13 protein-coding genes and 1 tRNA gene are annotated in these 15,115 nt (G+C 63.5%); 6 read left to right on the top strand and 8 right to left on the bottom strand.

The window, feature by feature from the left end:
- Positions 1-12 precede the first annotated feature (12 nt).
- Complete coding sequence (locus ACERK3_00070) at positions 13-1,356, top strand: FAD-dependent oxidoreductase (GenBank protein MFA9476676.1); 1,344 nt, start codon at positions 13-15, stop codon at positions 1,354-1,356.
- Positions 1,357-1,927: 571 nt separating this feature from the next.
- A complete protein-coding gene (locus ACERK3_00065; protein MFA9476675.1) occupies positions 1,928-2,152 on the top strand; it encodes a hypothetical protein in 225 nt (74 codons plus the stop codon).
- A gap of 11 nt (positions 2,153-2,163) precedes the next feature.
- On the opposite strand, the gene ACERK3_00060 is transcribed toward ACERK3_00065, so the two are convergent.
- Entirely contained in the window at positions 2,164-4,599 is a 2,436-nt protein-coding gene (locus ACERK3_00060; GenBank protein MFA9476674.1) for an alpha-L-rhamnosidase C-terminal domain-containing protein, read from the bottom strand.
- Positions 4,600-4,768: 169 nt separating this feature from the next.
- Between ACERK3_00060 and ACERK3_00055 the strand changes: the two genes are divergently transcribed.
- Positions 4,769-5,365 (top strand): hypothetical protein, encoded by a 597-nt coding sequence (locus tag ACERK3_00055; protein ID MFA9476673.1) that lies wholly within the window; start codon positions 4,769-4,771, stop codon positions 5,363-5,365.
- A 195-nt stretch (positions 5,366-5,560) separates the two neighbouring features.
- Complete coding sequence (locus tag ACERK3_00050) at positions 5,561-6,133, top strand: NADH-quinone oxidoreductase subunit C (protein ID MFA9476672.1); 573 nt, start codon at positions 5,561-5,563, stop codon at positions 6,131-6,133.
- 56 nt (positions 6,134-6,189) lie between these two features.
- On the opposite strand, the gene ACERK3_00045 is transcribed toward ACERK3_00050, so the two are convergent.
- Complete coding sequence (locus ACERK3_00045; GenBank protein ID MFA9476671.1) at positions 6,190-7,182, bottom strand: Gfo/Idh/MocA family protein; 993 nt, start codon at positions 7,180-7,182, stop codon at positions 6,190-6,192.
- Positions 7,183-7,225: 43 nt separating this feature from the next.
- Entirely contained in the window at positions 7,226-8,401 is a 1,176-nt protein-coding gene (locus ACERK3_00040; GenBank protein ID MFA9476670.1) for a DegT/DnrJ/EryC1/StrS family aminotransferase, read from the bottom strand.
- A gap of 192 nt (positions 8,402-8,593) precedes the next feature.
- Between ACERK3_00040 and metG the strand changes: the two genes are divergently transcribed.
- The gene (gene metG / locus ACERK3_00035) at positions 8,594-10,276 is read left to right on the top strand and encodes a methionine--tRNA ligase (protein ID MFA9476669.1); all 1,683 of its coding nucleotides are present in this window, start codon (positions 8,594-8,596) and stop codon (positions 10,274-10,276) included.
- Between the two features lie 162 nt (positions 10,277-10,438).
- Here metG and ACERK3_00030 read toward each other — a convergent pair whose 3' ends face one another.
- Positions 10,439-11,077: a hypothetical protein gene (locus ACERK3_00030; protein MFA9476668.1), complete on the bottom strand. Its 639-nt coding sequence runs from the start codon at positions 11,075-11,077 to the stop codon at positions 10,439-10,441.
- A 194-nt stretch (positions 11,078-11,271) separates the two neighbouring features.
- Between ACERK3_00030 and ACERK3_00025 the strand changes: the two genes are divergently transcribed.
- Positions 11,272-11,344: transfer RNA gene (locus ACERK3_00025), tRNA-Thr, on the top strand.
- Between the two features lie 77 nt (positions 11,345-11,421).
- Here the strand turns inward: ACERK3_00025 and ACERK3_00020 are convergent.
- The 4 genes from ACERK3_00020 to ACERK3_00005 all read right to left on the bottom strand — a co-directional run.
- A complete protein-coding gene (locus ACERK3_00020; GenBank protein MFA9476667.1) occupies positions 11,422-12,864 on the bottom strand; it encodes a hypothetical protein in 1,443 nt (480 codons plus the stop codon).
- The gene (locus tag ACERK3_00015; protein MFA9476666.1) at positions 12,861-13,670 is read right to left on the bottom strand and encodes an SDR family NAD(P)-dependent oxidoreductase; all 810 of its coding nucleotides are present in this window, start codon (positions 13,668-13,670) and stop codon (positions 12,861-12,863) included. Before ACERK3_00015 ends, ACERK3_00020 begins: the two co-directional genes overlap by 4 nt.
- Positions 13,670-14,848, bottom strand: coding sequence for a galactonate dehydratase (gene dgoD, locus ACERK3_00010; protein MFA9476665.1), 1,179 nt, complete (start codon positions 14,846-14,848; stop codon positions 13,670-13,672). Before dgoD ends, ACERK3_00015 begins: the two co-directional genes overlap by 1 nt.
- The coding region (locus tag ACERK3_00005; GenBank protein ID MFA9476664.1) for a hypothetical protein at positions 14,845-15,115 on the bottom strand (271 nt) is incomplete at its 5' end. The genes dgoD and ACERK3_00005, both read right to left, overlap by 4 nt.

Below are 15,115 nucleotides of genomic sequence, written 5' to 3'. Positions count from 1 at the left end.
CGAAGGCTGTTCATGCAATCGACGTATTACAACGAGCCTGCCCGTGACGTGCCGGTGGTGGAGCATACCGATGTCATGGTGGCCGGCGGAGGGCCTGCGGGTGTGGCGGCGGCGATCGCAGCGGCGCGAACGGGGGCGCGAGTGCGCCTGCTTGAAACGCATGGCAGCCTTGGCGGCGTATGGACGTCGAGTCTGCTTTGCTGGATTCTCGACAAGGACAACAAGCCGGGGGTGATGCAGGAGATTCTCGCCGGCCTCGATGCTGCCGACGCACGTAACCAATCCAATGCTTACGACCCGGAGGTGATGAAGCATCTGCTCGAACGCATGTGTCTCGAAGCCGGCGTGGACGTGCGATTGCACACACGGGTGTGCGCCGCCGCGCGCGACAGTGAGAATCGTCTGGCGGTCGTGCTGACGGAAAGCAAGTCGGGACGGGAGGCGTGGGCGGCGAAGGTGTTTGTCGATGCGACGGGCGATGGTGATCTCGCCGCAGAGGCGGGCTGTGGCTTCGATCTTGGCCGGGACGCCGCCGGCGAGGCGCAGCCGATGTCGCTGATGTGTCTTGTGGCAGGGCTGCGTTACGACGAACTCAATGCCCGCCGGCTCTGCCGTGGCGGCAACGTGAGCAAATCCGAAGCCAAGCGTGCCCTTGCCGCGGAGATGGCCCGCCACGGCCTCTCGCCTTCCTACGCCGACCCGACCCTCTTTCCTGTTCGCGACGACCTTTTCGGTGTGATGGTCAACCACGAGTACGGCGTCAGCGCCCTCGACGCCCAACAGATCACTGAAGCCACGCTCCGCGCTCGGGCCGAACTGCACCATATCATCTCCACGCTGCGACACACCGGCGACATCTGGCGCGATGCCCGCATCATTGCCACCGCCGAGCAGATCGGGGTTCGCGAAGCGCGTCGCATCCACGGCCGATACACGGTGAGCACAGAGGACCTCGTTCAAGGCCAACGACATGACGACGCCGTCTGTCGCGTCACGTTCGGAATCGACGTTCACGCCACCAACCCCGCCCGGGCCGGCACGAAAGCGGTCGAGCATCTGCCATTCAAATCGCAGCCGTACGACATTCCCTACCGCGCCCTGCTGGCTCGCGACGTGGACGGCCTGCTGCTGGCGGGGCGATGTATCAGCGGCGACTTTATCGCTCACTCCAGCTACCGCGTGACCGGCAATGCCGTGGCGATGGGTGAGGCCGCGGGCGTGGCCGCGGCCGTGAGTGTGCAGCAGAATCAGCTTCCACACCAACTGGATTGGGGAGCCCAGATCAAGTGCGCCCTCCATCGGTACAGACTGCATTCCAGCGGTAAATCCTCCGGCCACGCCGCCTGTGGCCAATGAGCCCGGTGGTGGATGTGTCCGTCCCCCGTCCCACCCCGGGATTAAAATCCAGCAGTGCATCGCTACCGAGTTTGGCCGGTGACTGGCCGATCGTCACCGACCCGCCGCGAAGCGTCCCCTAGGGGGTTCGAACACCTCGCGCCAAACCCTGAAAAACGCCGATTTTCGACGAAGGCGGCGCACAAAGCGGCGCAGCCGATGCACGCTCCATGGACGCCCAACTCCACGACCTTCTGGCCAGATGGGAAACGCTGCCACCCGCCATGTGTGAGGCAATCCGGCTGCTCATCGAAACCGCAGCGAAGAAGACGTCTACGTAAACGGCCAAACACATACAGCAGACCTGCACGAAACGGGTGGCTCACCCATTCCGTATTCATCCGCCTGCTGGGCTGCCCTACACGATTTTCTGCCGACGCACCGAAGAACTTTGCAGTTTTCGCCGAGCGGAACGCTTGCGCAATTAGAGTGGGTGATATTGCTCAATTGCGGAAGCGGAGCGCAACCCGCCTGCGGGAGCCGACCGGCCGGTGCGTCGGCAACCGGCAGGCAGAATGATGGAGAGCCAACCATGGACCGAAAACTCAGGAGCGATGAAATCGGTCGTTCGTTCGATCCGACCCACTACCCGCCGATCCTCACGCCGCAGGAAGCGGTCGGTCACGAAGCCAGCCTGAAGGGTGAACGCAGTGTGCAAGATCATCGCGAAATGCTCGGCCGACTCCGCGAAAGCGACGGACAAGCGGCCCGGCAGCTGCTGCGGGCGCACTTGTTGCCCACGGCGGACCGTGGTTGATCATCGCGGCACTATTGCAGCTTCGCATCAACGTGGATTGCGGTGCACCGGCCGGGGTTCAGGGGCAATGACTGGTCGGCCCAGACAAACTCGCCAGGCGTTTGCGCTGGCAGTGTGATTTCGCCTTGGCATTGGTTGGTTTGACGGTCAATGTGCAGCGAGACATGCACTTCGCCGGCGGGGTGGGGCACTCGGCTTTCGATCCGTTCAATCCCGGCCAGCGAAACCGGCGCGACCTGAACCCGCGCGAAACCCGGGGCGGCGGGTCGCACGCCGGCCAGCGACGCGTGAAAGTGGAACAGCGGATGTGACCCCCACGCGTGGCAGTCGGAGCGACTGGGTTCGGGCATCTCGACCGGGGTGCGCATGCCCTGCCCCACGAGTTGTTTCCAAAATGCAAACCGTTCGACCAGCTTGTCGCCCCGGCCGAACCGGTAGAGCGTTTCAAACAGGTAGAACGAGAAGTAGACGGTGGTGCGAGCCAGGCCTTCGCCGTCAAGCAGGCGAGCGAGCGCGGCCTCGGCCTTGTCGCCGGTGAGTGTGTCGGTGAGCAATGCAAGGCATTGGGCGTGCTCGCTGAAATGCTCGTGCGTTACATCGTCCGCGAGGCAGCCGGCGGGTTCATGCCAGAACGTCTGCACCACGCGCTGGCCCAGCCGATCGGCCATGTCCTGCCAGCGTTGGGCGAGCGCCGGTTCACCCATCGCCCGCTCCAGTGCGGCGGCGTCGCGCAGGGCATGAATGAACAGCAGGTTGTTGATCGCCGAGACCCCGGCCTGCCCGTCGGCCGGGCAGCCGTTGTTCCAGTCGGGCACCCAGTCGATGAACGACCAGCCGGGCATGCGGCCGAGCAGGCCCGCGTCGTTGAGCATCGGCAGAAACTGTTCCAGCAAACAGCGCATGCCGACCATGCGCTGCTTGACCCACGCCGGGTCGTTTCGCCACCAGGCGTAATCCTTGACCATGGAGACCCAGATCATGGAAAACGTGGCGCTGAGTTGAAACGGCGTGCTGGGATAGCGTTCTGCGATCAGACCGGTCTTCCATCGCGAGTGGTCGAACAGCTCGATGCTGCGGCGCGTCAGCCGATCGTCGTCGCAGCAGACGTGTGCGACAAGCATCTGCAAACGTGTGTCGCCGACGTACATCATCTGCTCGTAATAGGGGCAGTCCATGTACGTTTCGTGCATGCACATCTGCAGTCCGCGCACCGCCAGGGCCGACACGTCGGCCAGCCCGGCATCATCGCTATGCCACGTCGCCTTCGGCTCCCATGGGTAGCGGGTTTCAAGGATGCACACGTCGTCGATGCGCAGCGGCTGGTCGCCGGTGCGAACGGTCAGGCGAACGTATCGGCCGGCACGCCACCAGTACGAGCGATAGTCGCGATGCTCGCCGCCATCGTTGCGGAACGCGTCGCCGAAGCCGAAGAACGCCTTGCCTTCGATCTCGTCGCGGTGGTGCTTGTGGGGTGAGCGCTTCCCCTGTTCGTCGACACTGTAAAGCGATTCGGCCCACTCGAAGGCGAGTTCGCTGCCCTCGCCGCCGCTGAGTGTGACGCTGGCGAACCCGCAGTAATACTGCGCCATATCCCAGATGACCTGCACGACGCTGTGTGCGGGTACATCGACGGGTTGGCCTTGCTCGATGAGTTGCTGCCAGGGGTGCGTTTGTTCGTCAGCGAGATGCTCGGGATGAACGACGTCGCATTCGCCAGCCCAGGCGGCGCGGACCTGGCCGGGACGGATCGGCCTGCGGAGCATGTCCGGCAGCGGGCTGGGGTGCAGATGCCACTGCTCGGCGACGATGCCTGTGCCGTTGGTTTCGATCGGCCCGGCGACGATGCTCGCTCGCTCGGGCGCTTGCGTGGGGCCGTGCCAGGCTGCACCATCGATCGTCTGGGCCGCGCCGATGGCGTGGTAGGCGTGCATCTGTTTGTGACGAAACGACCAGCCCGCCAGTCGCTGCACCTGCCATGGTCCCGTGCCGGTGTTCAGTTGTGTTTCCAGCCCCTCGGCAGCGCAGATGAACCCGCCCTGCCGTGAGACCTGCGCGGTGGGCGCATCGGCACCGATCCACCAGGCGAGCACCTCGAAGTGATGTTCGCCCGCGGTGAGGTCAATCGCATACGAGGCGAAGCTCCACTGGCCGAGATCGCAGCGGTCCGGGCCCATGCCGACGTACTGCCCGTCGATGAAAAACTCGTACCGCTGATCGGCACTAAGGTGCAGGCGGATCGCAGTCGGATCGTCGAGCGTGAACGTATTCGTGAATCGAAGCACAGCCGGTTCGTCGATCGCGCACGCCGAGTGCCACACCCACGCTGCGGCTTCGATGGCGTATCGGCGGTGAATGTTGCTGTCGCCCATCGGCGCGGCCGGGGGCAGCGACAGGCGTTGCACATGTTTGAACGTGAGGTGCTCGGCAATTCCTCGGTTGTTATCCATACGCTTTAGTCTGAAGTCATGATCGTCAGGTTGCAAATGAAACGGCTCCACCCGGAAGGCGAAGCCTCCTGCAGGCGCTGCGGGCCGGCGGCGATTGGTACGTGTCGGCATCGCGAGCCACGCACCCCCGCGACATTGCCCCCACTGCTCAATGGCTTATCATGCGGGCATGGCAATCTATCTCGACGACGAACCAACGGCCCTGACGGGCGACGATCTGGCCAGCGTACTGGTTTCTGCGCGCAAGCAGGTGCAGCCCGATGGCCGAGTGGTGGTGGAAATACAGGTCGACGGCGAAGCCGTGGCCGCAAGTGAACTGGACAAGTTCGCTTCGCTGCCGGTCGCCGACCGCGAGGTCAGGCTCTACTCCGCAGACCCTAAGACGCTGGGGCGCCAGACGCTCGAGCAGGTCCGCCCCCGGCTGGCGGAGGTCAAGCAGATTCAGGAGCAGGCCGCCGAGCATCTTCAGCAGGACCAGGGCACGGAGGCGATGACCAACGTGCGGGACATGATCGAGATCTGGCTACAGGCCCAGCAGGCCGTGCTTCACACCGCCGTGCTTTTGGAAGTCGATCTCAACGAGTTGGAGGTGGATGGCCGACCGTTTCAGGAAATCACCAACGAGTTGCTGGAGAAGCTTCAGGAAGTCAAAACCCTGCTGCAAAACCAGGACAGCGTCGGCCTCGCCGACACGTTGCAGTACGAATGGCCCGCCCTCGCCGACCAGTGGGACCGCCTGCTCGCGTCACTGATCGCTCGTTTCTAGTTTTACATAGCGATCTCGACCATCGCCGCACGATCCGGCCCTTCGCTCGCGGTCTCGCTCAGGGCTCGGCTTGCTCAAACCACAAACGAGAACCAAAAACCAGAAACCAGCCCCCCTCCCCCCGGTTCGCCTTTTCGTCTACAATCCCCGTTTCGAGCCGCTCCCGTATCAACGATATTGCACGGAACCCTGACGATGGCCAACCAGCCCAACCTCGACCACCCGACGCTCCCGCTGATCAAGCAGCGGTTTTCAGATCGCAAGCTCTACGCCGCCGAGTTTCGCGGCCTGACCACGCTCGTCGTGCAGAAGCAGGATTTGCACGAAGTCATGCATTTCCTTCGCAACGATGAGCAGTGCGCTTACGACTTCCTCTCCGACGTCACAGCCGTCGACTACCTCAACTACCCCGCAAGCGATGTCGAAGGCGGCCCCAAGGGACGCTTCGCCGTCGTCTACAACATCGTCAGCTATCGCGACAACCGTCGGCTGATCGTCAAAACCTACCTCGACCCCACGCTCGACACGCACGGCGTCGAAGACGACCCCGCCCTCCACGTCGACAGTGTCACCGACATCTGGCCCGGCGCGGAATGGAGCGAACGCGAAACCTTCGACATGTTCGGCATCCGCTTCGACAACCACCCCGACCTGCGACGCATCCTGCTCTGGGAAAGCTACCCTGCCCACCCGCTGCGGAAAGACTACCCCGTCATCGGCCGAGGCGAACGCGAAGACTACCGCATCATCGACCGCGACAGCGCCTGATTCGCCCCCAAACCGCGCGCCCACGCATCAGCCGAGGCCGAACGGTACAACGTCATTCACCGCCCTGCCGACACCGGTGTCTCGTCCAGCAGCGACGCGCGGGCACGAAGCAGCACGCGCGTCGGGTGCAGCTCATCATCAACCGACATCGGCATCGGCTTGCCGTCGATCAGCTCATCAAGAAACAGCTCGAAGTAATCCTGCGCCGCGTCCGCGTCGGGCAGTTCGAGCACGTCATCGCCGATGACGATGCGTGTCGCCGTGCCGCCGCCGATTGACTCGACGAAGCCTTTCGTACCGAAGATGCGTAGATCTTCGTTGCCCCACACGCCCGTACCGGACTGGTTGAGGTAGTTGGCGAGCATCGACGCGACGCCGCCGTTGGCCAGCCGCATACATAACGACGACGCCATGCGCAGCTCGCCGTCGGGCACGGGATTGCCCAGCGTGGTTTCGACGGCGGTGATGGTCTTGATCCGCTGGCCGGCGACCTGCTCGATCATGCGCGTCGCGTGCACGCCTGCCTGTACGGTCAGCCCGCCGTCGACGGCTTCGTCCTGCGGGCGTGTGTCGCGATACGGATACGACTTCTGCGCGAGCACCTGCACCACCTCGCCGATGCGCCCCTCACGCACCACCCGCGACATCGCCAGGTAAGGCCGATCAAACGCCGTGCCCGCCATCTCGTGAAACAATCGCCCCGTCCGCTTCGCCGTGGCGACGATGCGGTCAATGTCTGCCTCGTCCAGTGCACAAGGTTTCTCAGCGTAAACATGCTTGCCTGCTTCGAGGCATTGCACCGCATGCTCCGCCTGCTCGGCACGTCGGGCCGAGCAGAGCGAGACCAGTTGCACCTGCGGGTCGGCGAGCATCTCCGTGAGGTTCTCATACCGCTTTGCCTGCTGCCACTGCGGGTCGCTCGGCTCGCTCGCGGGCATGCCGCCGGCAATGCCGACCAGCCTCGCTCGCGGATGGTCCGCCAGTTTGCCATGCAGTTGATGGCCGTTGAAGCCGAACAGCCCGATACCCGTTTGACCTGCGTTGCTCATGTCTTGCCTGTCGATAAATCGATGCGGTCATCGCACGCGCAAGCTACCGCTTGAGCAACTGCTCTCGCTGAATCATCACCTTCAGCGTATGACACACCAGTTCCACCTGTGTTTCATCCATCTTGTTGAAAAATGGCAGCGCGATCGTGCGCTCGCTGATGCTTTCCGCGATCGGATAATCGCCCTTCTTAAAGCCATGCTGCTGCCGATAGAACGGCTGAAGGTGAATGCACGGGAAATAGTTGCTCGCCCCCACCTCGTGCCGGCGCATGCCCGTGATGATGCGGTCGCGCTCGGTCTTGCCATACGAGCTGTTCAGGCGAACGACATACACGAACCACGACATATCGCCTTCGCAGTTCGGCTCGACGGTGGGGATGACCAGGTCGTCCCAGTCCATCAGCCGACGCATATACATCCCTGCCACCCGCCTGCGGGCGTCGAGCATCTCGTCCAGCCGATTCATCTGCGCGATGCCCAGCCCCGCGGCGATCTCGCTCAGCCGATAGTTATAGCCCAGCGATTCGTGCTCCAGCCAGACGCCGCCTCGGTTCAGCGTGCCGTGCGACTGGTAGTTCCCGCTCGGCCGACCCTGGTTGCGCAGGCTGCGACAGGCCTCGGCCAAACGACTGTCGTCGGTCACAATCATGCCGCCTTCCCCGGTGGTCACCTGCTTGTTGGGGTAAAAGCCGAACACGCTCACCCGCCCGAAGTTGCCCACCGGCCGACCGTGGCAGATGCCCCCCATCCCCTCGCACGCATCCTCCACCAGCGGAATCTCGTGCTGCTGAGCGATCTGCTCGATCTTCTCCATATGCCTCGGATTGCCGAACACTTCCACCGCGATGATCGCCTTGGTCTTCGGCGTGATCGCCGCCTCCAGCCGAGCCGGGTCGAGGTTCATGCTCTGCGGATCAATATCCACAAACACCGGCACCGCCCCCGCCATCAAAATGCAGTTGGCGCTCGCGATAAACGAAAACGGCGTGGTGATCACCTCATCACCAGGCCCCACGCCCAAGGCCAGCATCGCCAGGTGCAGCCCTGCCGTGCCCGACGACACCGCAATACCGTGCTGCCGACCGGCTCGCTCGGCAACCAGTTGCTCGAACAGATCCTGCCGGGGCCCGATGCTCAACCGACCCGACCGCAAAACCGACGTCACCGCCTCGATCTCGGCGTCGGTGATGTCGGGTTGACTCAGTGGAATTTCACTCATATTCAATTTCCGATTGGCAATGGCCGACTGCCCGAAGCACAGCCAGCGGGTTCACACACACGGCGAACAGTTTAGTGGCGATCCCCACCTGTGGGAATCCGCAGCATCCCCCACACCATCGCCCAGCGGTGTGCAGCCCCGTGCCCCCTTCGCTCCACCGCGGACGCGCAATCCCCTACAATGCCCCGAATCATGCCACAGCACGCCACCAACAAGCCGTTCTACGTCACCACCCCGATCTACTACGTCAACGATCGGCCACACATCGGCCACGTCTACACCACCACCGTGGCAGACGTCGTCGCCCGCTACCACCGCCTCCGTGGTGAAGACACCTTCTTCCTCACCGGCACCGACGAACACGCCGCGAAGGTCGTCGACGCCGCCGCCGAGCGCGGCCTCACCGCCCAGCAGTGGGCTGACCGCAACGCCGACGAATTCGAATCCACCTTCCGACGCCTCGGCCTCACCCACGACGACTTCATCCGCACCAGTCAGCCACGCCACACCCAACGCGTCCAGCAATACGTCAAGCAACTGCTCGACTCCGGCGACGTCTACCTCGGCGACTACGAAGGCTGGTACGACGCCGGCCAGGAAGAGTACGTCCCCGAAAACAAAGCCAAAGACTACGACTTCAAAAGCCCCATCAACGGCAAGCCGCTCGTCAAAAAGAAAGAGCAGAACTACTTCTTCAAACTCTCCGCCTACGCAGACGATCTCTTGAAGCTGCTCGATGGCGGCGAAGTGGCTGGCCAAACCTTCGACGTCCAACCCGTTGCCCGCAAAAACGAAGTCGCCGCCCGCATCCGCGAAGGCTTGAACGACGTCCCCATCTCCCGCCATGCCGTCGACGATGCCGCCGCCAAGTGGGGCATCTCCGTGCCCGGCGATGAGAAGCACACCATCTACGTCTGGATCGACGCACTGTTCAACTACCTGAGCACGATCGATGTGGACGACCCCGACGACCGCCGCAAGTACTGGCCCGCCGACGTACACCTGATCGCCAAAGACATCCTCTGGTTCCACGCGGTCATCTGGCCCGCCCTGCTGCTCGCCCTCCGCCGTCAGCAAGGCAGCGAATGGATCGACCTGCCCAAACTCGTCTACGCCCACTCGTTCTGGATCGCGGAAGGCCAGAAGATGTCCAAGAGCCTGGGCAACTTCATCGACCTGGAAAAGATCGACAGCTACGTCGAAACCTTCGGCCTCGACGCGCTGCGCTACTTCCTCGCCTCCAACGGCCCGATGGGCACGACCGACTCCGACTTCGCGGAGGCCAAGTTCATCGACGTCTACAACAGCGACCTCGCCAACACGTTCGGCAACTGTTTCAGCCGCGTGTCGAACATGTGCGCCAAATACTTCGACGGCAAGCTGCCGGCGGCGGGGCCTGAAATTGAATTGGCGTTCGCTCAACTTGATCCCACGATGGCCAAGGGTGCAACTATGCAGCCGAATGGACCATGGGTGGAAACACGTGCATTGGCCTTGACCGCATCAATGAATCAAATGGATCTATTCGATGCAATAGGCGAGGCGATGTTGATAATCCGGGTGGTCGATAATTACATCGAAAAGACCGCACCCTTCAAGCTCGCGAAAGATCCGAACAACCTGCCGCAGGTCGCAACGATTCTCTACAACTGTGCCGAGGCGTTGCGCATCGCGTCCGTGCTGCTCTGGCCGGTGATCCCGCACAAGGTCGAAGCCTTGTGGCAGCGCATCGGCTGCGGCCACTACGTCGACCAGCTCAGCGAGACCGGCCGAGGTGATTTCGACAAGTGGATCGTCTGGGGCCAACTCGCCCCCGGCACGCCGATCGAAAAGGGCGACGCCCTCTTCCCCCGCCACCAGCCGGCGAAGGCCTGACCCGTCGGCGTTTGCCGCTGCGACACGGGCGACACGTTAGGACGACAACGCGGGTTCTGCATTTGAACCATTTAGCGGCGGTGCTTGCACCGCCTTCTTCGACGCTGCGGGCCGAAAGCGCGGGTCAAGCCCCGCGGCTAAATGTGACCCCGCATTCGCGTATCAGAAGTTGCGATCCGTATTGCGCGTGCCCGTGAAACGCTGCAACGCCTCCCAGTCGGACGTGAATGAGAGTTCGCTGTAATCCTCGTCGCTGACCTCGACGGTCAACGTGACTTCCCTGCCGTCATCGCCAACCTCGGGCACGTTCACGCCGTTGGCGCGGAGCGCTTCGAGCGCCTCTTCGGCAGTATTCGTCCCCAAGGCCTGATCGTCGCCGTCGAGCATGCGCGGCGTGACACGATCGACCGTCCACAGAAGCTGGCCGGCCTCGTCCTGGCTGACCTCGCCACGCATGCGAAAGAGCATCCGCACCGGCTCACCTCGGAACTCGATCGCCGGGTCGTCAAACGACTCGAGGCTCACGCTTTCGGTGGCAAGCGTCATGATGCCCACCCCAGCGATCTCCACCCGCGCGCCGGGGAACGTCAAGCCATCCTCCAGCAGCACCGCTTCACCTTCATCAAACCGCATCCCGCGAAGGCCGACCTCGCTGAGGTCGAATTGCACATCACTTTGCACATCCCCGCCGGCCGCCGCGGCGCCATCCCCGCCCTCGTCGGCGGTGCATCCGACCATGAGCGTGGCCGCAATCATCCATCCGAACAACATTCCGACATTACGCAGAACAGAACCCTTCATGCTTCACGCCTCCAAACTCGTTACCGCCCCACCGGTTTTCGCTGAAGGCCGATCCTCTATCGGCCCGACGTCCGCACTGTAACGCGACAGGCACGTCATGCAAGGGACAAGTCGGCCCCTACGCCGCCAACCGCGCCTTCGCCGTCTTCCTGCTGGCCCACATGGACGGCAACGGGTGAAATGCCCGGCACCTCGCCACCGTAGCTCAATTGGCAGAGCACTGGTTTTGTAAACCAGCGGTTACCGGTTCGACTCCGGTCGGTGGCTTTGAATTCGATTGCTGGCAGAACACACGTTGGCGATCGCTTCTCAGCATGGGGCTGGCCTGAGTTCTCGAATTGGCTTCAATATCGTGTGCTTGCATCGGGGCCGACAACGAGATTGGTCAAGTGCCGCTGGCATTCGTTTACCAGCACATCCAGCGCCTCGCCCGTGTAAGGGCTCTGCCAGACGGCGTAGCGATTTCGTCCAGCCAGATGACGCGGATACAGGTAGCCGCACGAACCGTTCGCCACGTTCATCACGAGCACTGCCTGTTGCGGGAACGCGGAACGCAAACATTGTTGCAGGTCGGAGTAGGCCTCATTGGGCTGTGCCACGAACAGCGCGTCGCCGATTCGCCACGCCCAGACCGAGCAGGCGAACGCCTTGTTCATGCGGAACTGCTCGACCAATCGGAGTTGACGACGCAACCGCTCCGATTGCGCCCGATCCGTGCAGCCCGCGAGCTTCGCACACAGTTGTTCGACCGTCGGCATGGGCTTCGTCGGCAGATCGACCTGGAAGCAGATCGCCGACACGGCATCACTCGGCTCATCCGCCGCTGTCCCCCATACCGCCAGCGGTGCGCCCGATTCCACCACCTGTTCCATCACCAGCTTTCGACGCGGCGGAAGCATGCCCGCCAGCGTGCTGAGCACCGCATGACCGAGCTGACGTCCGTGCCCCTCGGCGATCGCGAGGTCGGCGACATACTGCAAGCGTGGCGCCAACTCGCCCGATGCGCCCTGGAGAAACAGGCACGGCGCTCCGCCGGTGGCAGACTCGACCACCTCGCGCATCGTGCCGACGTAGTCCGGCGAAAGCAGGCGATTCTCCCACGCCAGCGTCGTCGGATGGCAGGCGTAGTTGACCACCGTCGCCAGCATGCTGTCGTCGGCTTGGCGCGTCAACCGACCGACCAGCAATGTGTCGTCCACCTTGGCTGCCGGGTTGAACCCGCATAAGTCACGCAATCCATCCGCAGCGGGCAGGTCGCGATTCGCCGCCAGATCGCATCGGCCGGTAGACCAGGTCAAGGTGCACGGCTGAGTCTGGCTGGACTGCAACGCCTGTTCACTGGCGCGTCGGAGTTGCTCGGCTGTGTGCTGGAGGTAGGGCGCAATCAACGCGCCGCCGGGCAGGTTGCTACGCGAGAGGGTCATCATGCCTGCGGCGTGGGTGTGGGTGCAGGCGATGATCAGCCTTGCCGGATCGCCGCCGAGCAGTTCCAATAGAGGCGTGCGAAGCAGGCTCAGTTCCTCCTCACCCGTCACAAAGACCCAGTCGAGCGAGATCAGCAGCAAGGGCTCTCCGCCGTCGTTGCCACGAATCGCCAGCACCGTTGCGGTCAGCGGCTGGTGGACGCCTTCCGCGCAGTCATGTTCCGCAGCGCCCCACATGCGCGCGTAAATGCCCGTCGGCGGCGTGATGTCGCATCGCGCCACGCCCGCATGCACCGCCGCCGCCCTGGGTTGCCACACGGGTGTCGAAGAAGGGTCGGAACGACTGCTTGTGGTCGTATTCATTCTTGTGTTTCTGGCTTCGTCGCCGTATTGCCGGTTGCGGAGGAGACCAGCGAAAGACCGCCATCCATCACAAGCGCATGGCCAGTCAGGTGTCGGTTTGCCGAGTCACACAACCACACGATCTGCCGGGCAACCTCGGTCGCGTCGATAAGCTGCCCGGTGGGCGTCTGCCGGACAGCACGTTGGCGTTTCGCCGGCTCCTGTTTGAAGAGGCGGCCGCTGAGGCCGGCATCAACGTAGCCCGGTGCGATCTCGTTGACGCGAATGCCGTGCGGAGCGAGTTCGAGCGCCATGCACTGCATGAGCATGCGCAGCCCGGCCTTCGCCACGCTGTAGGCGACGATATCCGGGTGCGGCCGGTGTGCCGCCCACGAGCCGACGAACACGATTCCGCCAGGCCGCTTTGCCGCGACCAGACGCTTCGCCGCCGCCTGTGCCATGTAAAACGCGCCGTCGAGGTTGACCGCCAACTGTCGTCCCCATGACGCCGAATCGATCGTCAAACTATCGGCCGGCTCGACCACCGCCGCGTTCACCACGGCCAGCGTCGGCGGCCCCAGCGCCTGCTCTACCCGGTCGACCCACCGGTGCACCGCCTGCGAATCGGTGACGTCGACGCGGTCGTAGCGGCATCGCCGTCCGAGCGTCGCCATCGAATCACACCACGCTTCGCCCTTAGGCTGATCGGCCATGTCCGACACGGCCACGGCCGCGCCCGCCTCGGCCAGCGCTTCGCCGGTGGCTCGGCCGATGTCACCAAGCCCGCCGCTGATCATTGCCACCTGGCCTGTCAGATTGATCGCCATTACCAGTCTCCCACGCTGCCGTCGGGGTAGAACGTCCGCTGCAATACTTCCTGCTCAAACGGATGCTTCTTCACCTCAGCTTCATCAATCTCCACACCAAGACCCGGCCGCGAGCTCGGCCGAACGAGTCGGCCCTCCTTTTCAACCGTAAAACCTTCGCTGACCACGTCCGCCCGCCACGGCACATCCCCATGCACCGATTCGCAGATGATGTACGACGGCGTGGCGAAACCTAGTTCCAGGCTTGCGGCCGTGCTCACCGGGCCCTGCGGGTTGTGCGGGGCGAGCGCCACGCGGTACGCCTCGGCCATCGCGGCGATGCGCCGCGCCTCGCTCAAGCCGCCGCAATGTGTAATGTCCGGCTGAAGCACGCGACAGGCTCGCTTCTCCAACAGCTCGCGAAACGCATGCTGGCTGATCAGTCGTTCACCCGTGGCGATCGGTGTACCGACGGCCCGCTGAATGTCGGCTATGCTGTCAATCGACTCCGGCCAGCAGGGCTCTTCGAAAAAGTACAAGCCATAGGGCTCCATCGCCCGCGCAAAGCGCATGCCCATCGCCGGCGACGGCCGGGCATGACAATCCACCATGATGTCAATGCCATCGCCTACCGCCTCGCGCATCGCCGCCACGCACGCCTCGGCGTAACGCACCGGCTTCAAACCTTCCAGCGGCATCGTCTCCGGCACCGCCATGCTCTTGAACGCAGTGAACCCGTCCGCCACTGCCTGCCGCGCAAGGTCAGCAAACCGCTTCGCATCGTCCGGCGCTGTCTCGTAAAAGTCTTCCATCCGGCCGCCGCCGAGGTGGCAATACAGCCGAACGTAATCGCGCACCGGCCCGCCCCAGAGCTGATGACAGGGCACGCCCAGCGCCTTGCCGACGATGTCCCACAGCGACAGGTCGATGCCACTGATGGCCGTGCCACGAACGATGCCGTTGCCGTGCCAGAAGTGCTGGCGGTACATCATCTGCCAGAGGTGCTCGACACGCCTCGGGTCTTCGCCGACGAGCAAATGGCTGATATCTTCGATCGCGCCCACCACCGCACGCGTGTGCCACTCCAGCGTCGCTTCGCCCCAGCCCCACAGGCCCGGCTGGTCGGTGAGCACCTTCACAAAGATCCAGTTGCGCATCCGCGCATGGCAGACGTGTGTTTCAATGGCGGTGATCTTCAAGCTCTTACCTCCACCGGCGCGGCGACCTCGGCCAGGCGGTAGTCCGGTGCGGCGACCGCCTGCTTCGTGCGAATCGACTGCTCGCTGAGCCAGATGATGCTGCTCCACGTCACCGCGTCGTACACGTCGATCGGGTTGTCACGCTCACCCTGCACGGCAAGCACGAAGTCTTCGAGCACGAAAAAGTCGCCTCCGCCGTGGCCCGCCGCCGAAGCCTTTTCGCCCATCTGCTTCCAGCGCGGATGCTCAAACTCGTCCGCCAGTTCG

It is taken from the genome of Phycisphaerales bacterium AB-hyl4 (genome assembly GCA_041821185.1).
Classification (GTDB): Bacteria; Planctomycetota; Phycisphaerae; order Phycisphaerales; family Phycisphaeraceae; genus Natronomicrosphaera; species Natronomicrosphaera hydrolytica.
The sequence above is the reverse complement of the archived record's forward strand: the minus strand, read 5'-3'. Positions and strand labels throughout refer to the sequence as shown.